This is a genomic window from Lactiplantibacillus sp. DA1 (assembly GCF_032681335.1).
Taxonomy (GTDB): Bacteria; Bacillota; Bacilli; order Lactobacillales; family Lactobacillaceae; genus Lactiplantibacillus.
Map to the genome: position 1 here is coordinate 179,031 of NZ_JAWHTQ010000004.1, position 20,324 is coordinate 199,354.

General features: G+C 45.3%; 17 protein-coding genes and 1 other annotated feature. Of the genes, 15 read left to right on the plus strand and 2 right to left on the minus strand.

Annotated elements, in window-relative coordinates:
- Nucleotides 1–6: 6 nt before the first annotated feature.
- Complete coding sequence (gene feoB / locus RXV91_RS07935; RefSeq protein WP_316439438.1) at nt 7–1,995, minus strand: ferrous iron transport protein B; 1,989 nt, start codon at nt 1,993–1,995, stop codon at nt 7–9.
- Between the two features lies 1 nt (nt 1,996).
- The gene (locus RXV91_RS07940) at nt 1,997–2,221 is read right to left on the minus strand and encodes a FeoA family protein (protein ID WP_316439439.1); all 225 of its coding nucleotides are present in this window, start codon (nt 2,219–2,221) and stop codon (nt 1,997–1,999) included.
- Nucleotides 2,222–2,475: 254 nt separating this feature from the next.
- Between RXV91_RS07940 and sufC the strand changes: the two genes are divergently transcribed.
- From sufC to thrS, 15 genes are all read left to right on the plus strand, one after another.
- Nucleotides 2,476–3,273, plus strand: coding sequence for a Fe-S cluster assembly ATPase SufC (gene sufC / locus RXV91_RS07945; protein ID WP_316439440.1), 798 nt, complete (start codon nt 2,476–2,478; stop codon nt 3,271–3,273).
- Between the two features lie 11 nt (nt 3,274–3,284).
- A complete protein-coding gene (gene sufD, locus RXV91_RS07950; protein WP_316439441.1) occupies nt 3,285–4,586 on the plus strand; it encodes a Fe-S cluster assembly protein SufD in 1,302 nt (433 codons plus the stop codon).
- A complete protein-coding gene (locus tag RXV91_RS07955; protein WP_316439442.1) occupies nt 4,570–5,808 on the plus strand; it encodes a cysteine desulfurase in 1,239 nt (412 codons plus the stop codon). Before sufD ends, RXV91_RS07955 begins: the two co-directional genes overlap by 17 nt.
- Nucleotides 5,795–6,262, plus strand: a complete 468-nt coding sequence (sufU, locus tag RXV91_RS07960) for a Fe-S cluster assembly sulfur transfer protein SufU (protein ID WP_316439443.1) — start codon at nt 5,795–5,797, stop codon at nt 6,260–6,262. The genes RXV91_RS07955 and sufU overlap by 14 nt, the downstream gene beginning before the upstream one ends.
- Nucleotides 6,259–7,665 carry a Fe-S cluster assembly protein SufB gene (sufB, locus tag RXV91_RS07965; protein WP_003640267.1) on the plus strand — a complete coding sequence of 469 codons (1,407 nt, stop codon included), beginning with the start codon at nt 6,259–6,261 and terminating at the stop codon, nt 7,663–7,665. Before sufU ends, sufB begins: the two co-directional genes overlap by 4 nt.
- A 366-nt stretch (nt 7,666–8,031) precedes the next feature.
- Entirely contained in the window at nt 8,032–8,370 is a 339-nt protein-coding gene (locus RXV91_RS07970; RefSeq protein ID WP_316439444.1) for a metal-sulfur cluster assembly factor, read from the plus strand.
- Between the two features lie 18 nt (nt 8,371–8,388).
- Nucleotides 8,389–9,276: a helix-turn-helix transcriptional regulator gene (locus tag RXV91_RS07975; RefSeq protein ID WP_316439445.1), complete on the plus strand. Its 888-nt coding sequence runs from the start codon at nt 8,389–8,391 to the stop codon at nt 9,274–9,276.
- 556 nt (nt 9,277–9,832) lie between these two features.
- Entirely contained in the window at nt 9,833–10,549 is a 717-nt protein-coding gene (locus RXV91_RS07980; RefSeq protein ID WP_316439446.1) for a Bax inhibitor-1/YccA family protein, read from the plus strand.
- 263 nt (nt 10,550–10,812) lie between these two features.
- Entirely contained in the window at nt 10,813–13,461 is a 2,649-nt protein-coding gene (polA, locus tag RXV91_RS07985) for a DNA polymerase I (protein ID WP_316439447.1), read from the plus strand.
- 11 nt (nt 13,462–13,472) lie between these two features.
- On the plus strand, nt 13,473–14,297 hold the full coding sequence (gene mutM / locus RXV91_RS07990) for a bifunctional DNA-formamidopyrimidine glycosylase/DNA-(apurinic or apyrimidinic site) lyase (RefSeq protein WP_316439448.1): 825 nt from the start codon (nt 13,473–13,475) through the stop codon (nt 14,295–14,297).
- Nucleotides 14,298–14,306: 9 nt separating this feature from the next.
- The gene (coaE, locus tag RXV91_RS07995; protein ID WP_316439449.1) at nt 14,307–14,900 is read left to right on the plus strand and encodes a dephospho-CoA kinase; all 594 of its coding nucleotides are present in this window, start codon (nt 14,307–14,309) and stop codon (nt 14,898–14,900) included.
- A 41-nt stretch (nt 14,901–14,941) separates the two neighbouring features.
- Nucleotides 14,942–15,457 carry a transcriptional regulator NrdR gene (nrdR, locus tag RXV91_RS08000; RefSeq protein WP_003640274.1) on the plus strand — a complete coding sequence of 172 codons (516 nt, stop codon included), beginning with the start codon at nt 14,942–14,944 and terminating at the stop codon, nt 15,455–15,457.
- Between the two features lie 21 nt (nt 15,458–15,478).
- Nucleotides 15,479–16,882: a DnaD domain protein gene (locus RXV91_RS08005; RefSeq protein WP_316439450.1), complete on the plus strand. Its 1,404-nt coding sequence runs from the start codon at nt 15,479–15,481 to the stop codon at nt 16,880–16,882.
- 3 nt (nt 16,883–16,885) lie between these two features.
- Nucleotides 16,886–17,821 carry a primosomal protein DnaI gene (gene dnaI, locus RXV91_RS08010; RefSeq protein WP_316439451.1) on the plus strand — a complete coding sequence of 312 codons (936 nt, stop codon included), beginning with the start codon at nt 16,886–16,888 and terminating at the stop codon, nt 17,819–17,821.
- A gap of 332 nt (nt 17,822–18,153) precedes the next feature.
- Complete coding sequence (gene thrS / locus RXV91_RS08015) at nt 18,154–20,118, plus strand: threonine--tRNA ligase (RefSeq protein ID WP_003644287.1); 1,965 nt, start codon at nt 18,154–18,156, stop codon at nt 20,116–20,118.
- Between the two features lie 75 nt (nt 20,119–20,193).
- Nucleotides 20,194–20,317 (plus strand) — a sequence feature (ribosomal protein L20 leader region).
- Nucleotides 20,318–20,324 lie beyond the last annotated feature (7 nt).

The following is a 20,324-nucleotide window of genomic DNA, read 5'->3' on the forward strand; positions in this document are numbered from 1 at the left end:
CTCCTTTCAGATAAATAATTGGCCAACTTGGTAAATAACGAAGGCCAAGGTATAGGCAATGACTAAACTCGAGAAGACGGCGTAAACGGCCCACTTGGTTGACCCAGTCTCGGACTTAATGGTCCCAATCGTGGCGAAGCACGGGACATATAGCAGGATGAAGACGAGCATCGCGTATGCGGATAGGGGTGTAAAGAAACGCCCCATCATGGCAATCAAGCCGGCCTGATTAGCGCTATGGAACATCACCATCATACTAGAGCTGATGACTTCTTTGGCTAGAATCCCAGTAAAGAGGGCTGAGATAACTTGCCAAGCAGTCACACCGAGTGGCGCGAACAGCGGCAATAGTGTTTTACCAAGTGTCGCAGCAAAGCTGTTGTCGATATCGCTGACTAAGCCACTGGTGCCAAATGAGGAAAGTAACCAGATCAAGACCGTACCGGCAAAAATGATCGTACCAGCCTTTTTAATGAAACCCTTGCCCTTGTCCCAGGTGCCACGCCAAATAATGTCGACCCGTGGAATGTGATATTGCGGTAACTCAACGATGAAGACGGAACTATCATCGACGTTGAAAATCAGTTGATAAAATTTAGCCATAGCGAGGGCGACGGCAATTCCTAAGAAGTAAATCGATAAGACGATCAAGGCCTGATTTTTGGGAAAGAAGGCCGCTACGAATAGGCTGTAGATTGGCAGGCGGGCGGAGCAACTCATGAATGGTGAAATTAAAGTGGTAATCAAGCGTTCTTTAGGCTGCTCAATCGTTCGGGCAGCCATGATACCAGTAACGTTACATCCAAAACCAATAATCAGTGGGATAAAGGCTTTCCCATTGAGTCCAATCATTTGCATCAAACGGTCGGTGACTAATGCCGCCCGCGCCATATAACCTGAGTCTTCTAAGATGGAAATGCAGGCAAATAGAACGAAAATTTGGGGAATAAAGACCAGCACGCCACCAACGCCCGCAATCAAGCCATTCACAATTAATGAGCGCAAAACTGGAATAGCACCAGCCATTGTCAACCAATGACTCACGGTGCTGGACAGTGGGCCGGAGACAAAGCTGTCTAACAAATCTGACAGGGGCGTACCGACCCAGTCAAAGGATAACTTGAACATCAAGTAGAAGATTCCCACGAAGACGGGTAGCCCTAAGAACGGATTGGTGACCCATTTGTCAATTTTAGCGGTCATTTCAACGTGACTGGTGCTCGCCAAATTTTGACTAGCGCTGGCTAAGGTTTGCTCAATAAAATCTAGCCGGGTTTGGAAAATCTGCTCATCGAACTTTTGAGCATCGTAGTAAGCGGATTGGCTAGTCAGTGGTGTTAGATCCATGTGTTTCGCGTAGGCTCGAATTGGCTTATTTTGGTTAATAAACTGAATCGTCAGCCATCGTGCGAAGTCTGCTGTCAAATCAAACTTTTTGATGAGCTGTTGGCTAGCCTGACGAATGGCTTGCTCAATCATGAAAGGATAGTTGAGTTTGAGCGGTGTCGCGGCCGGATGGGGACCTGCCAATAAGCCTTCGCGTAGCTGATTCAGCCCTTCTTTATTGCGGGCGTTAGTCGCTTTGATCTGACAGCCAAGTTGTTCAGCTAGCGTGTCAAAATCATAATAATGGCCCGTCCGTTTGAGGTCATCAATCATATTGAGTGCGATAATCACCGGTGCGCCAAATTCCAACACTTCGATCGACAGCAACAAGTTACGCTTGAGCTGACTCGCGTTGGTCACGTTCAGAATTAGATCAGGGTGGTTATGTAGCAGATAGTTGGTGACGACTGCTTCATCTTTGGTGATTGGATTAAGTGAATAGACCCCGGGTAAATCGACCATTTCAACTTCAGAGTGCCGAATCCGGCCCATCTTCTTCTCAACGGTCACGCCGGTCCAGTTACCGACGTACGCGTATTTATCCGTCAGTTCATTGAATAGCGTGGTCTTACCAGTGTTGGGATTTCCGAGCAATGCAACCGTCGTCATCTTAATGGCCTCCAATCAACGTTTGAAATACGGTGTACCGAATCCCAATCCGTTGTTGATCAATCTGAACAATTACGGGTCCGTGAAACGGATAGTAGCGAATAACGGCCAGCGGACTGCCGACATGTAGCCCTAAGCTGTGCAATCGTTGAACGGTCTGATTATCCAGGCCTGTGAATTGTTGAATATGTAATGGTGATGTATTAGTAACGGATTGACTTAGCATCAGGCTCAGTCCTTTCTGAATATTCCAATAGTGAATAATTCATCAAAAATATTATACCTACATCATAGCATGAAAGGGCTTTTATTAATATGGGAAAAAGCCTTATTTTCTTTTGAAATGAAAACGGTTATACTCTAAGTATAGAATACAAAAAGGCCGATGTTACGCTATTTTTGTTGAAGCCGTTGACTAATCATTATATACGGAAGGAATAACGGCTTGGTCATAAATTCAATTGTTGGAGGATGATTTAAATGGCAACCTTGGAAGTTAAAGATTTACACGTTGAAGTGACGGATGATGAGCAACAAAAGTCTCGCGAGATTTTAAAAGGCGTCAATTTATCCATGAAAACTGGTGAAATTCACGCCATTATGGGACCAAATGGGACTGGTAAGTCCACTTTATCACAAACTATTATGGGCCAACCGGCTTACCACGTCACTCAAGGCGATATCTTATTGAACGGCGAAAGTATTGTCAACATGCCAGTTGATGAACGTGCACGTAAGGGACTCTTCCTCGGCATGCAGTATCCAGCTGAAATTCAAGGGGTCACTAATGCTGAATTTTTACGGGCAGCAATGAACGCACGCCGACCTGCCGATGATCAGATCTCGGTGATGACCTTTCTTAAAGAACTCGACAAGAACTTGGCGCTACTTAATATGAGCGAATCCATGACGGAACGTTACCTAAACGAAGGTTTCTCCGGTGGTGAAAAGAAGCGTAACGAGATTTTGCAATTATTGATGATCAAGCCATCATTCGCTTTACTGGACGAAATTGATTCCGGGCTTGATATCGATGCATTGCAAGTGGTTTCCAAGGGTGTTAATTCGATGCGCGGCGATAACTTTGGTTCATTAATCATCACGCATTATCAACGGCTGTTGAACTACATTGTGCCCGATGTCGTTCACGTGATGATGGGTGGCCGGATCGTGAAGACTGGCAATGCCGACTTAGCAAAGACCCTTGAAAAAGAAGGTTATGCTGGGTTGCGTGATGATTTGAATATCGACGTCAAACTTGTTGACGACGAAGACTAGGGGGTGCAGTGATGGAAGCAACTGCTGATTATGAAACTATCAAGACAACGCTAGCCGCGGCTGCTAACGAACATGGTGAACCGCACTGGCTCGTTGAACGCCGTTTAGCGGCTTTAGATGCGATGCAAGGTCTGACGGTTCCCAAAGCTGATCGCTTTAGTATTCGCGACTGGCCGCTGACGCCCACTGACCAACCACTAAAGTTCAGTCGTTCGGATCGGACCTTAGCAACTGATATAACGGCTGAAACTGGTCATATCCAAATCGTACAAGTTGGGCAGACAACGGTGACCGTCAATTTGCCTGATGAACTAGATGATCAAGGCGTCATTTTGACCGATATGTTCACGGCTTTTCGCGAACATCCACAGCTAACTGAAAAACATTTTATGGGCAAAGTCGTCAAAACTGACGAGGACCGGTTGACTAGCTACCATACTGCGTTTTTGAACGCCGGAGTCTTCCTCTATGTTCCTAAAGGGGTTACTGTCAAAGAACCAATTGAGATCACCACGATTCAGGATAGTACCCGAGTGCAACCGTTAATTAGTCACGTCTTGATTGTGGCTGAACAAGACAGTCATTTCGCAGTAACTCAGCACCTGACAACGAAGGGTGACGTCGATAATATCGCCAACTGTGTTGTAGAAATTTTGGCACGGGCTGACAGTGAAGTGCATTTTTCAGCGTTCGATGAACTCGGAGCCAACACGACTGCTTATTTGAATCGGCGGGCCGCAATCAGTCGGGGAGCCAAAGTCGATTGGGCGATTGGCATGATGAATAACGGTAACACTTTCGGGGACTTTGACTCGGAACTGATCGGTGAAGGCGCCAAATCCGATGCCAAGGTCATCACAGTGACGACCAAGGCCCAGGATGTCTGTGTTAATACGCGGGTCACCAACCGTGGTAAGAAGACTGACGGCAATATCGTACAACGTGGGGTCATTATGGAAAAGTCTAACCTGATCTTTAACGGAATCGGTCACATTATTCACGGGGCCTCCGGTGCACATGCTGAACAGGAAAATCGGGTTTTGATGATGTCTGATGATGCCCATGGTGACGCGAACCCGATTCTATTGATCGATGAAAATGACGTGTTAGCTGGACATGCAGCCAGTGTTGGTCAAATTGATCAAAATCAAATGTACTATTTGATGAGTCGCGGGATTGATAAACCACAGGCCCAACGGTTGGTTATTCGGGGCTTCTTAAGTACCGTGATTGGTGCGATCCCATCGAAGACTGTCCGGACTCGCTTAACGAACACGATTGAAAGGAAGCTTGAAGATGGCATCCAATTTTGAGACGTTACGGTCAGATTTTCCCATTCTAGACCAACCAGTGAATGATGAACGACTTGTCTACCTGGATAATGCGGCGACTGCGCAGCGCCCCAACCAAGTCGTGGATGCGCTCGTTCACTTTTATCAACACGATAATGCCAATGTTCATCGCGGTGTGCACACCTTAGCAGAGCGGGCCACTAGTCAATACGAAGCTGCGCGCGCCAAGGTGCAACGGTTCATCAATGCTGCAAAAACGGATGAAATCGTCTTCACTAAAGGGACGACGGATAGTCTCAATCTGATTGCCAGTACTTATGGCGAAGCCAATATTCAAGCGGGTGATGAGATCGTCATTTCCGTTATGGAGCATCATAGTAATTTAATTCCGTGGCAACAGTTAGCATTGCGTAAGCACGCCACCTTGAAATATATTGAGTTAACGGCGACTGGTGAATTGGACATGGCCGATGCTGCCAACAAGATTACGGATCGAACAAAAATCGTTTCAGTGACCCATGCTAGTAATGTATTGGGAACGGTCAATCCAATCAAGACGTTAGCACGATTGGCGCATCAACACGGTGCCGTGATGATCGCGGATGGGGCGCAAGCAGCCCCTCATATGCCGGTCGATGTCCAGGCACTCGATGTTGATTTTTACGCATTTTCGGGGCATAAGATGCTGGGACCAACCGGTATTGGCGTTCTATATGGTCGTGAGAATTTATTAGCTACGATGCCACCGTATCAATTTGGTGGTGAGATGATTGGCTTTGTTCACCGCGACGACAGTACCTGGGCGGAATTACCGTGGAAGTTTGAAGCGGGCACTCAGAACATTGCCGGTGCGATTGGCTTGGGCGCAGCGGTTGATTATTTGACACAACTCGGTATGGATCAGGTTCAGCAACACGAACAGCAATTAGTCAATTACTTATTGCCTAAGTTGATTGCAATGCCTGGTGTCACAGTCTACGGTCCCCAAGATCCACAACGTCATACGGGCGTCATCGCCTTTAATATCGACGGTTTGCATCCGCACGACGCGGCCACCGCGTTGGATATGGAAGGTGTCGCCGTGCGCGCGGGTCATCACTGTGCCCAGCCTCTGATGGCAGCGCTCGGCTTAGTGGCGACTGCACGGGCCAGTTTTTACATTTACAATACGCAAGCGGACGCTGATCAATTATTAACGTCACTCCAAGCAACAAAGGAGTTTTTCGAACATGGGACTGTCTAAGTTAAGTGGCTTGTATCGCGAAGTAATTTTAGATCACGGTGATCATCCGCATCACAAAAATGCGTTGCCAAACGCGACCCATGCCATTACGTTGAAAAATCCAACTTGTGGCGACGTCATCAATTTGGCCATCCAATTGGATGATCATGATCAAATCGAAGATATTGGATTTACGGGTGAGGGCTGTACCATCAGTCAAGCTTCAGCCAGCATGATGACGGATGCGGTGATGGGGAAGTCTAAGGAACAGGCATTGGCGATGGCCAAGACGTTTTCAGATATGGCGATTGGCAAGCAACACCCGCAGGCCGATATGGATGCCTTAGAAGACGCCGCAATTTTATCGAATATTATGCAATTTCCGGCACGAATCAAATGTGCCACGCTAGCTTGGTGGGCTTTGCAACGGGCATTGCTTGCTGAAAATGGCAATGAGGAGGAATCAGAAGTATGAGTGAAGTACCTGACGTGGTCAAAAATGACCGTGATTATGAATATGGATTTCATGACGATGTCAAACCAGCATATTCAACTGGGCGAGGATTAACGGAAGCCACGGTGCGCGAAATTTCCGCGGCCAAACATGAGCCACAATGGATGTTGGATTATCGGTTAAATGCCTATCATGAGTATTTAAAGATGCCGATGCCTAAGTTTGGCCCGGATCTCACGAAACTCGACTTGAAGGACATGCTGTATTATCAGAAGATGACCGATAAGAAGTTCCGGGACTGGAAAGAAGTCCCAGCTGACTTGAAGCGGACGTTTGACCGGTTAGGCGTGCCCGAAGCTGAACGGAAATACTTGGCTGGTTCATCGGCGCAGTATGAATCTGAAGTCGTTTATCACAATATGCGTAAAGATTTTGAAAAGTTAGGGATTATTTTTACCGATACCGATACGGCACTCCACGATTATCCGGAATTGTTCAAGAAGTGGTTTGGTAAACTCGTCAAACCAACCGACAATAAGTTTGCGGCTTTAAACGCAGCCGTCTGGTCGGGTGGCTCCTTCATCTACGTGCCGAAAGGTGTTCAGACGAAAACACCGATTCAGTCGTATTTCCGGTTAAACGCTGAAAATTCGGGTCAGTTTGAGCGGACCTTGATTATCGTGGAAGATGGGGCCAGTGTCGACTATGTTGAGGGTTGTACGGCCCCTAATTATTCTTCGGACAGTTTGCACGCGGCCGTCGTTGAGGTTAATGTTGAACCGAACGCTTACTGCCGTTATACGACGATCCAAAACTGGTCCGATAACGTTTATAGTCTAGAAACTAAGCGGGCTGCAGCAGCCGAAAATGCCACGATGGAATGGGTCGATGGGAATTTAGGTTCGAAGGTTACGATGAAGTACCCAAGCGTTTATTTGAATGGTGAAGGTGCCCGCGGGACCATGTTATCAATCGCGGTTGCCAGCAATGGCATCCACCAAGATTCTGGTGCTCGGATGATTCATAATGCTAAGAATACCTCCAGTTCGATTGTTTCGAAGTCGATTGCCAAGACTGGTGGTGCGACTGATTACCGTGGGACCGTGCGTTTTGCCAAGCATTCAGACGGTTCCAAAGCGCATGTTGAGTGTGACACGATCATCATGGATGATCAGTCGTCTTCCAATACGATTCCGTATAACGAAATTGACAGTGCTAATGTGGCGATGGAACACGAAGCCAAAGTTTCTAAAATTTCAGAGGAACAACTTTACTACTTGATGAGCCGAGGAATTTCAGAAGCTAAGGCCACCGAAATGATTATCATGGGATTCGTAGAACCATTTACGAAGCAATTACCGATGGAATATGCTGTTGAATTAAACCGGTTAATCAGCTTTGAGATGGAAGGATCGATTGGGTAGTTTTAATATGGTAAGTCCAGAACTGATTTGATGATTGGACAATGATGAAACTGTGATTACAATCGTCTCAAGTTTACAAGCCGATGTTTAATCAAAACTTGAGTTGCAATCGAGATTGTGACTCAAGTTTTTTAGGTTAAAGGATTGCTGATGAATGCAATTGATCATACCAGCCAGGTAAGTTGATGATTTCAACAGTGGGTTTGAAAATTGTACCCAGCTTGTGTTTTTATCATGCTAGTCGATTTTCTCGATAGCAGTAATGACAGGACTTGTTATAAATTGGAATTATTAATAATTAACATAAAGTTTATTTTAAGAATGGTATAATTAGAAATAGGTCAAAATAGACAGGAGTGTGGCAGAATGGCAGACGAACTTGACGAGGATCAGACACTCTCACCCGTTGAAGACGCGGTCATGAAGTCGTTAGAGCAGGTAATTGATCCAGAACTGGGTGTTGACATGGTTAACCTTGGTTTGATCTATGGTGTTGACGTGGACGATAATGGTAGTTGTACGGTAACGATGACGTTGACGACTATGGGATGCCCATTAGGAAACTTATTGGCGAGTCAAATCAATCAAGCAATCATGAGTGTAGATGGTGTTAAGGATTGTGAACTTGATTTGGTCTGGGAACCAGCCTGGGGGATTGATAAAATGAGCCGTTTTGCTAAGGTTGCCCTTGGCATTCATGGTTAACTGGTGAGGTGGTGCGAGATGGATATTGAAAAGTTTGTGGCCCGGCGAAAAGCTCTAAAAATTTCACAAGTCAAATTATCAAATGGAATTTGTACTCAGGCGACTTTAAGTAAATTTGAACGACGTGGACGAGTACCGGCGTTAGCGATTCTAAGTCAACTTTGTGCCCGGCTGGGATTGACGGTTGATGACTTAAGTGAAAATCAGACTAATTCAATAACGCAAATTCGACAACAACTCGATGAGATTGAACGGCGATTGATGATGGAAGACTATCAATCAGTTTTGCAATCATTGGTAGGTCTGTCAGCTGAACAAATTGATGCGGCACCTTTACGGATGCAATATTACTACTTATGTGGCATGCTGAGTTCGTTAATTAATGGGACGGCCAATGATATTTGTTTTTCCTTCTCGCAAATTATTGATGATTTGGACGATGATCATCAAACAATTTTTACACCACTAGCTTATGTCGGTCTGGGGGTCATGTATGGTCGCCTAGCCGAGCATGAAAAAGCCCAGTTTTATTTTGAGAAAGTACGATACTATGTTGAGCATGCTGACTCACTAGGATATGCTAATGATTATTTGCGACTATTAACTTTGATTTTTTATACGGCTGAATATTATGCGATCAGTGAAGACTTTATCACTAGTGATCATTTGATTGATGATGGGATAACGCTTTGTTCGGATGAACATGTCACGTATTATTTACCGCGATTGAAATATTTAGCCGCTGAGAATGCTGTTAAGCAAAAACATTCAGATACGTTGATTAGGCAGTTAATAAGTGAAACCGAAGCTTTTGCACGGATCAATCATAATCAGGTTGTTGAGGTCAAGGTCGCTGCGTTGCGACAACGATATTTGCAGGGTGCTTTTGATTCAGAAAATAATTAACAAGTCAATGGCTAGGGCTAACTTTTTATTGTAATTTTCAACGTGTTAAAACTAATCAATGCTTTATACATTAAATAATGTTGAGCTCTACACCAGCGAATAAATGTTTGCTAGTGTGGGACTTTATAGTTAGAAAGCTATGTATGACGCCGCCCGCGCCTTAAAAAATTTCCCGCAAAGCTCCCATAGATATCCCACAAAAAGTCCCACAGATTGATGTTCTATTATGAATGTTTATAGTTGTCCACAATCAAGAAAATCCTAATGTACTGGTAATCCATTAAAGACAATGATTGAATAGGATTCGATTAAACATAAGAAATTCTTATTAAATTCACAGGCACAAACTATTTTACCTTCTTTGACTAATTTGATAGACTTAGGTTAAGAAAGTTGAGGTGACTGATTGAGATGGCTAGTCATAGGCAAATGATTGACAAACTAGTGTGGCGTTGTTACTGGCGCACCCTGCGTTAGTAACAATTCACTAACTCAATTTTAATCTTAACTCGGAAAAAGTAACGAGTAGTCAATTTTTAGGTGAAAGAGGGATTTTATGAACAATTTTCAAAATGATCCACAACCACGGACCATCAATACACAAGTTGGGCTCCGTAGTTTCTTAACTAAAATGTATGGGTTTATGACAATCGCTGTGCTAGTATCGGCCTTTACCGTTTACTTAGCGATGAACACGTTCCAAACACAAATTAATACTGCTTTTGCTCAACACCCATTCATCTTCTTGATGATTTTCATTGTTAGCATGTTTGTAATGATTGGTGGCATTCAAGTCAATGCGACGCGTAACCCAGCGATGAGTTTCACCTTACTGATGCTCTTTGCAGTTATTTTTGGCGTTGAAATGTCGATTACATTGTCCTTGTATACGGGTGCGGTGATTACTGGGGCCTTTGTTGCGGCTGGCGCTGTCTTTGCGACGATGGCAGTGATTGGGACGACAACCAAGCGTGATATTTCGCGGTTAGGCACGCATCTATTTGCGGCTCTGATTGGGTTGATCGTCGCTTCATTGGTTAACTTGTTCTTACAAAGTGCCATGATTAGTTATATTTTTTCATTTATTGGTGTACTGATCTTTGCCGGCTTATCCATGTGGGATGCTAACCGGATGCGGGACATGTATTTACAATATGGTGACCGGGTTTCATCGACTGGTTTGGCCGTTACCGGAGCCTTACAGTTATACTTGGACTTCGTTAACTTGTTCCTCTACTTCGTCCAAATCTTCGGTGGTTCAAGCCGCGACTAATCATTAAGATAATTATTAAGGATTATGACCAAGGTGTCATAATCCTTTTAATTTACCAAAAATGAGTTATTTCACGGGTTTTCGGTGGGCCGAACTCCCGTTTTGGTTAATTGTTTGGTACAATTATAAGAGTAAATAACTTATCATTCGGCTTACGCTGGCGGCTGTTCAATATCAATCAGTCAGCTTAAAGATGTTATTGATTTGAATAACGAGTTTTTCATAAAAGTGATGATTTAAATTAAGAGATGGGGAGCAAACTAATGGCAAAAAAATTATTATTGATTGATGGTAACAGTGTGGCATTTCGAGCGTTCTTTGCGTTGCATAACCAATTGGAACGGTTCGTAAATCCAGACGGCCTGCATACCAACGCCATTTATGGCTTCAACACAATGCTTGACCACATGATCAAAGCAGTCGAACCAACGGATATGTTAGTGGCTTTTGATGCAGGCAAGACGACGTTTCGAACGACTATGTACGACAATTACAAGGGCGGCCGGGCCAAGACCCCCAGTGAGTTTTCTGAACAAATTCCGTACATCAAGCAACTTTTGGATGCGTACGGTATCAAACATTATGAATTAAAAGATTACGAAGCCGATGACATTATCGGTACACTGGCTGGTCAAGCGGATCAAGCCGGTTACACGACGACCGTGGTCACTGGTGATCGGGATTTGACCCAGTTGACGACCGAGCATACCACGGTGGCCGTGACCGTTAAAGGTGTTTCTGAAGTGGAACGCTATACGCCGGCCCATGTTGAAGAAAAGCTGGGCATTACACCGGCACAAATCATTGACATGAAGGGGTTGACTGGTGATACCTCGGATAACTATCCGGGTGTTACTAAGGTTGGTGAGAAGACCGCCCTTAAATTACTCAAACAGTATGGTACGATGGAAGGCATTTATGAAAACATCGATGCCATGAAGCAGAGCAAGATGAAGGAACATCTGATTGAGGATCGCGAACAAGCGGCGCAAGCTAAGGTGTTAGCCACAATCAAGCGGGATGCGCCGATTGATGTTCAATTGGCTGATTTATCCTATGATGGCCCGGATCTTGACCAGCTGGCCGCGTTTTATCAGAAGATGGACTTTCAATCATTTTTGAAGAAATTACACCTACAGTCGGACGAACCAGCAACGCCCATTGATTATACCGTCTTGACGAAAGCTAACCTGACGGAATTGCAACAATTTACCGACCACGTGGACTTTTATTTGGAGATGCCAACACCGAATTATCATACGTCAGCTTTGGCCGGCTTTGCGATTGGGGCGGATGGCCATTGGTACATCAGTCGTGACGTGGAATTACTAATGCAACCAGTCATTGCTGATATTTTGAGTAGTACAACAATTGCCAAGGACGTTTTTGATATGAAACGTACGACGGTCGGTTTAAATCGTTTGGGAATTCAATTAGGCAAAGTTGGCTTTGATCTCCTACTTGTCTCCTACTTATTAGATACTAATGATAATAGCAACGACCTTGGTAGTTTAGCCGAACAACATGGTTATACTGACTTGCCGAGTGACGAGACCGTTTATGGTAAGGGTGTTAAGCGTGCTATTCCTGAAGATGATGACGTCTTCTTTAGTCATCTCGCCCGGAAATTGGCCGCGATCGCTAGCTTGAAGCCACAGTTATTAAAGGAATTGGCAGCCAATGAGCAGGATCAACTTTACGATGATATCGAAAAACCGATGGCCAATGTCTTAGCTCAGATGGAAATCGCCGGCATTACGGTCGACAGCAGTCGACTTAAAGCCATGGGCAGTCAGTTTACAGAACGCTTGAGTGAAATTGAACAGACAATTTATCAAGAAGCCGGTGAAGAGTTTAATATTAATTCACCTAAGCAACTAGGTCACATCTTGTTTGAAGAGATGAAACTGCCTGTGATCAAGAAAACCAAGACAGGGTATTCTACGGCCGTGGACGTTCTGGAAAAGTTAGCACCGGAAGCCCCAATCGTGGCTAATATTTTACAGTATCGTCAGATTTCGAAGATTCAATCAACCTACGTTGTTGGTTTGCTAGATGCCATTCATTCTACGGATCAAAAGGTGCATACGCGCTACTTGCAAACGTTGACCCAAACGGGCCGGTTATCGTCTGTTGATCCAAACTTACAAAATATTCCGGTGCGCTTGGAAGAAGGCCGTAAGATTCGGCAAGCCTTTGTCCCTAGTCATGAAGGTTGGCAGATTTTCTCGTCTGATTATTCGCAAATCGAATTACGGGTGCTCGCGCATATTACTAATGACGAAAATATGCAGGCCGCCTTTAAAGCGGGCGATGATATTCACGCCGCAACGGCCATGCGGATCTTTAACTTGAAGTCAGCCGAAGATGTGACGCCCAATATTCGGCGGCAAGCCAAGGCCGTTAACTTTGGAATTGTCTATGGAATTAGTGATTACGGCTTGTCACAAAATATTGGTATCAGTCGCAAGCAGGCGCGTAGCTTTATTGACGCTTACTTCAAAGAATATCCGGGTGTCAAAAAATATATGGATGAAATCGTGCAAACGGCGAAAGAACAAGGTTATGTGGAAACTATCTCACATCGGCGCCGGTACTTGCCAGATATTAACTCCAAGAGCTTCAATCAGCGTTCATTTGCAGAACGGACGGCCATGAACACGCCTATCCAAGGGAGTGCGGCTGACATCATCAAGATTGCGATGATTAAGATGCAAGATAAGTTACAAGCAGCGGGTTTGAAAGCAACCATGTTGCTACAAGTGCACGATGAATTGATTTTTGAAGCACCAAAAGAAGAAATTCCAGTTTTAGAAAAATTAGTGCCAAGCGTGATGGATTCCGCCGTACAGTTAGCCGTTCCGTTGAAGGTTGAGAGCCACTACGGTGATACTTGGTACGATGCAAAATAGGGGGAACCACCATGCCTGAATTACCTGAAGTTGAAACTGTTCGTCGCGGTTTGAACCGCCTAGTTAAAGGGGCGACGATTGCTAACATTGATGTGTTTTGGCCAAAAATTATTAATAATGATGTCGACAGTTTCAAACAGCGTTTAGCCAACCAAACGATCCAGACCATTGATCGGCGGGGGAAGTATTTATTGTTTCGCTTTAGCAATGGTCTGACGATGGTGTCGCATTTGCGGATGGAAGGCAAGTATAATGTTGTACCGCGTGGTGAAGATCAAGGTAAACACACGCACGTGATCTTCCATCTGACCGATGATCGTGATTTGCTGTACAACGATACGCGTAAGTTCGGGCGAATGACGCTCGTGCCGACCGGTGAAGAAAACACGGTGGCGGGATTGCGGACAATTGGCCCGGAACCCGTTGCTGAACAGTTAACACTGGCTTATATGACGACCACTTTTGGCAAGTCGAACAAGATGATCAAACCATTATTATTGGATCAAAGTAAGCTTGCGGGCATCGGGAATATTTATGCGGACGAAACGCTATGGATGAGCAAGATTCATCCAATGCGGCCCGCTAATTCGCTAACCGCCGATGAGATTGCAACGTTGCGCCAAAACATTATTGATGAAATGGCGATGGCAATCAAAGGCCATGGGACCACCGTTCATTCGTTTTCAACGGTGTTTGGTGAGGCTGGTCAGTTTCAAAATCACTTACACGTCTATGGCCGTGAGGGTGAGCCTTGTGAGCGGTGTGGCACGATTATTAAGAAAATCAAAGTGGCGCAGCGGGGAACGCATTTTTGTCCGCTAGAACAGCAGTTGTAGGTGGTTGGGATGACAAAATTGATTGGATTGACTGGTGGTATTGCGACTGGCAAGTCGACCGTTTCAAAATTATTAGCGGCCAGGTTGCCAATTGTCGATGCTGATAAAATCGCGTGGCAGGTTGAAGGACCAGGCCAACCGACGACCCAAAAGATTGTGGCGCACTTTGGTCACCAAGCAGTGCTGGCAGACGGGCGGCTGAATCGGCCATGGCTTGGCCAGTTGGTTTTTAACGATGCTCAAGCTTTACAAGCCTTAACCGCAATTACACGGTTACCGATTCAGTACGCGATGTTCGAAGCGATTGTCGCGGCAAACCAGCAACAGCCCGACGCAATTATTTTAGATGTGCCGTTGTTATTTGAAAGTGGCTGGCAACATGTTTGTGATCAAGTGTTGGTTGTGACGGCACCACCAGCCGTAGTATTGCAGCGGTTAATGGCACGTAACCACTTATCGCAACAGGCGGCTCAGGCACGAATTGACAGCCAAATGCCACTCGCACAGAAGGTCGCAAGGGCTGACGTTGTCATTGATAACGGGGCCAACATTGATAAAACTAAAGCTGCCGTGTTAAAATGGCTGAAAACTATTACTAATTAAATGAAAACTGATTATTAGTTGTTACAAGGGGTGAGAAGTCTATGCAATGTCCACATTGTCATCATAATGGCTCCCGCGTGGTTGACAGTCGACCAACTGATGATGGTCGCGTGATTCGACGGCGCCGGGAATGCGAAAACTGTGGGTTCCGGTTCACAACATTTGAACGGGTCGAAGCCACGCCGTTATTAGTCATTAAGAAAAATGGTGCCCGCGAAGAATTCAATCGTGAAAAAGTCTTGCGCGGAATTATTCGCTCGGCCGAGAAACGGCCCGTTAGCATGGAAACGATGACCGGGGTCGTTGATGATGTTGAAAATAAGGTCCGGTCACTGGGTGAAAATGAAATTTCAAGCCAAGTTATCGGTGAGTATGTCATGGAACAATTGGCAGATATTGACGAAATTTCGTACATTCGTTTTGCCAGTGTTTACCGGCAATTCAAGGATATGCACGTCTTCTTGAATGAACTCCAAGATATGATGGAGCGTGATAAGGTCAAACTGGCAAAACCGTCAGCGAAGACGACCCACGCACCTAAACGAAAAAAAGATTAGTGAAAAAGAATGGTGAACAACATGCCAAATGATGAACCCTTAACACCCAAAACTGGGTTAGTGGTCCCGCAAGCACCAGCGCTTAGTGCGGCGCAACAAGCTGTATTGGCGGAATTATACTTGCCACTGATGGGGCCATTGGCATATAGCTTGTATGCGGCGTTACGTAGCTTACAGAGTAGCGAGAATGAGCTGAGCAATCGACGCAGTCACGCGGAACTACTTGGCATCCTAAATGTGGACTTGCCGACGGTGTTAGCGGCTCGGCGTAAACTTGAAGCAACTGGCTTGTTGCGCAGCTATTATCAACAAGATGAATTGGGTGCCATGTACATTTATCAATTACAAGCACCATTACTGGCGTTACAATTCTTTGCGGATGATCTATTGAGTGTCCTATTGTTAGATACGGTCGGTGAGTTACGTTATCAACAACTTGCTGGCAGCTTTGCAGCACAGCCGATTGACTTGACGGCTGCCAAAGACGTGACGGCAAATATCTTAGATGTGTTTCACGTTGATAGTCAAAAAGTTACGACGCCACCTCTTTCAGTGCAAAAGGTGCGCGCCCAATTGGCGGCCAATGAACCGGCCGAGGATCACTCGCCCGTGCTCAGTGACGATGACTTTGACTGGCAATTGCTAGGACAAATCTTGAAGCAGAACTATGTTGATCTTAAGCAAGTCGCGAGTTCACGGCAACTGATCATTACGGAAAGTCGAGTCTACGGCATCAGTGAGATTGAGATGGCTAAGTTAATCAGCGAAGTGGCTAGTTTGACAACGGGTCAGTTTGATGAAAACCAATTAAAACTATTGATTGCGCGACGCTATGAACGGCCGGCAGTTCCGAGTCAACAGGTCGCAACGGAAGTACCGGCTGCAACGTCGGCCACTAAGGATACCAAGACTTCAGCGCAACTCTCAACGGCTGAGCAGCAACTCGTGACGTATGCTAAGCAGACAGCACCGTATGAGTTTTTGACGGCTTTGAAACAGGAGAAACACGGTTTTGTGACGAGCGGTGAGAATCGATTAGTTCATGATTTAATTGGTCGGGGGGTATTACCCAATGCCGTCATCAACATGGTGATCTACTACTTATTGCAAAATCGGGAGTTAGCTGCCCTTAATCGTAATTTGCTAGAAACAGTCGCCAATGATTGGCAACAACACGACATTACGACGCCGGAAGCGGCTTTGGTGTACTTGAAGCAACGTAAACAGCCGAAATCAACACCGACGCGGCGCAAGAACAAGCGACCGACGCGTAAGGAGATTATGCCAAAGTGGGCCCAACAACAGCAACAGACTGAGCGTGGTAAGCAACCAGCTCAGACCGGCAAACAAATTACTGCTGCCCAACGCAAACAGCTTGCTGATCGACTAGCAAAGCTTGAGACAAATTCGGAAAAGGAGGACTAAAACATGGAGAATATCTCAGAAACACTCCGGATGTTAATGAATCGGAAAAACTTGAATCATCGGTATGAGGCGTTAATGACAGCTGTGTACCAAGATCCAGATGTTCGCCAGTTTTTAGCTGCTCATCAAAACGAATTATCTTCGGATGCGCTAGAACGTTCAGCGGCTAAATTATATGAATTTTGTGAAGAGAAACGTAAAATTGCGCGCCATGAACCGACACAAGCGCCGGGTTATCAGCCCGCATTAGTGATGAGCAATCATTTGATTGATATTGCTTATCAGCCAACGCCACAACTCCAAGAGCAGCAGGCTGCTCATGAATTGCAGCAACGAGTTCGCTCGATTAGTATGCCGAAAAATATTCAAAACGCTGACTTAAAGACGTATGATCAAGATGGTGACCGGGCGACAGCATTAATGGCAGCACTTGATTTTATTGATGCCTATACCCAAGCGCCCAAGCGTTTTCACCGGGGCTTATATCTCTACGGCTCATTTGGTGTCGGTAAAACTTATTTACTCGGTGGGATGGCGAACGCGTTGGCTGCTAAGGGTTTCAATACGACCTTGATTCATTTTCCGAGTTTTGCGGTCGAGATGAAGCGCTCAATTAGTAACAATACGTCGGCGGATAAGGTCGATGCGATTAAACGGGCACCGATTCTCATGATTGATGATATCGGGGCGGATGCTTCGTCGACTTGGATTCGGGATGATGTGCTCGGGGTTATTCTGGAGTATCGAATGCAGGAGGAACTGCCAACTTGTTTTTCGTCCAATTTTTCGATGCAAGAATTGCAAGATGGTTATTTGACGCTCTCACAAAAGGGTGATGAAGAACCAGTCAAAGCGCAGCGAATCATGCAACGGGTACGTTACCTTGCGAGTGAGATTGAGATGGTCGGTCGTAATCGACGACTCAATCCCGATGCTTAAAATCAAGAGTTGACTTTTAGTTTAAAAGTGGTTTAATGAAAACAGATGCAAAAGACACGCTTTGTTTACCATGGATTACAGAGACCAAGACCTTGTTCTGGAAGTCTTGGACCGAGTTTACGAAGATACCACTTTTGTGAATATGCTCAATTGAGCCGGAACGCTTCCGTTATTAGCGCTAATGAGTCAGTGTCTTTGATGACACTGAAAAATCGGGTGGAACCACGTCAATGACGTCCCTAATGCTAGTTTATTCTGGCATTAGGGACTTTTTTGTCGTCCCGGCGCGGTGTTTTGGTGAGTGGGTAAATTTTAAGGAGAGTGTCAAGTATATGGCAAGTATTAATGTTAAGTTCCCAGATGGTGCTGAAAAGCAATTTGATGCCGGCGTAACGACGGAAGCAATTGCAAAGTCAATTAGTCCTTCATTGGCTAAACGGTCGGTTGCTGGTAAGTTCAACGATCAGATCGTGGACTACCGCCAACCACTGACAACCGATGGTAGTATCGAAATTATCGCTGCTGATAGTGAAGACGGCCTCAATGTTTTACGGCAAACGGCTGCCCAAGTATTAGCTAACGCGGTTAAACAATTATTTCCTAACATTCATTTTGGGAGTGGTGAAGGGAATGCCAACGGTTTCTTCTTTGATACCGACAATCCTGACGAAGATGGTAAACAAGTCAGTGAAGATGATTTGGAAGCCATCAGTGATAAGATGGCTGCAATTATCAAACAAGATTTACCAATCGAACGCGAAGTCTTATCAAAGGCTGACGCTTTAGCTTTAGTTGGTGACAACCCTTACCAACAAGACTTAGTTAACGAACGTGCCGCTGCCAACAATGATCAAGTCGTTGTTTACAAGCAAGGGGACTTCGTTGATTTATCTGACGGTGCCCAATTAGCTTCAACGGGGAAAGTCAAGGTCTTCAAGTTATTATCCGTTGCCGGTGCATACTGGCAAGGTAAGTCCAGCAATCCAATGTTACAACGGATTTACGGGACGGCCTTCTTAAAGCAAAAAGACTTAGATGCTGACCTCAAGCGGCGTCAAGAAGCCCGCGAACGTGATCACCGGGTCATCGGTAACGAATTAGACTTATTCTTCGTTGATCCTAAGGTCGGCAATGGCTTGCCTTACTGGATGCCAAATGGTGCAACGATTCGTCGTCAAATCGAACGTTACATTATCGATAAGGAAGTCGCAAATGGTTACCAACATGTGTACACGCCAGTCTTAGCTAACTTGGACGTTTACAAGCAATCTGGTCACTGGGATCACTACCGTGAGGACATGTTCCCACCAATGGACATGGGTGACGGCGAACAATTGGAATTACGGCCAATGAACTGCCCATCACATATCCAGATTTACAACCATCACATTCGCTCATACCGTGAATTACCATTGCGGATCGCTGAACTCGGCATGATGCACCGTTACGAAAAGTCTGGCGCCTTAACTGGATTATCACGGGTTCGTGAAATGACTTTGAACGATGGTCATACCTTCGTTGCGTTGGATCAAATTGAAGAAGAATTCAAAAAGATCTTGAGTTTGATGGTTGAAGTATACGAAGACTTTGACATTTCTGATTACCGGTTCCGTTTGAGCTACCGTGATCCTGAAAACAAGGAAAAGTACTTCGATGATGACGCTATGTGGGAACGCAGTCAAAAGATGTTGAAGTCCGCTATGGATGATATGGGCTTGGATTACTTCGAAGCTGAAGGTGAAGCTGCTTTCTACGGTCCTAAGTTGGATGTTCAAACTAAGACGGCCCTTGGTGGTGAAGAAACCTTATCAACTATCCAATTGGACTTCTTGTTACCAGAACGCTTTGACTTGAAGTACGTTGGTGCTGATGGTGAAGAACATCGTCCAGTGATGATTCACCGTGGCCTTGTTTCAACGATGGAACGGTTCGTCGCTTACTTGACTGAAATTTACAAGGGTGCCTTCCCAACTTGGTTAGCACCTAAACAAGTAACGATCATCCCAGTTAACAATGGTGCACACGGTGCCTATGCTGAAACCGTTCGTCGTCGTTTGGCGGCTGAAGGTGTGCGGGTAAGTATCGATGATCGTAACGAAAAGATGGGTTACAAGATTCGCGAATCACAAACGAAGAAGGTGCCATACTTGTTAGTTGTCGGTGACCAAGAAGTTGCTAACGGGAGTGTTTCAGTTCGGAAGTACGGTGAAGAACGGACTGAATCCGAAGCCGTTGACATGTTCATTGGTGCCATTACGCAGGAAATCAAGCATTACAGTCGTGGTGCTAGCAAATAAATTAACGACCAATCCGATCAATTAAGATTGATGGGTTGACAAGGGCCGTGGTTCTTGTTAATATATTGGAGTTGAGAAAAAAAGCAGAAGCACCCGCTTCTCGCCTTGGTGACCAGAGTCATCGGGCAGATGAACGATGAATTGATTCCCATTAACGGGGTTGAGCGGGCGTACTATGCGCCCGCTCTTTTTGTGAATTTCTCTAA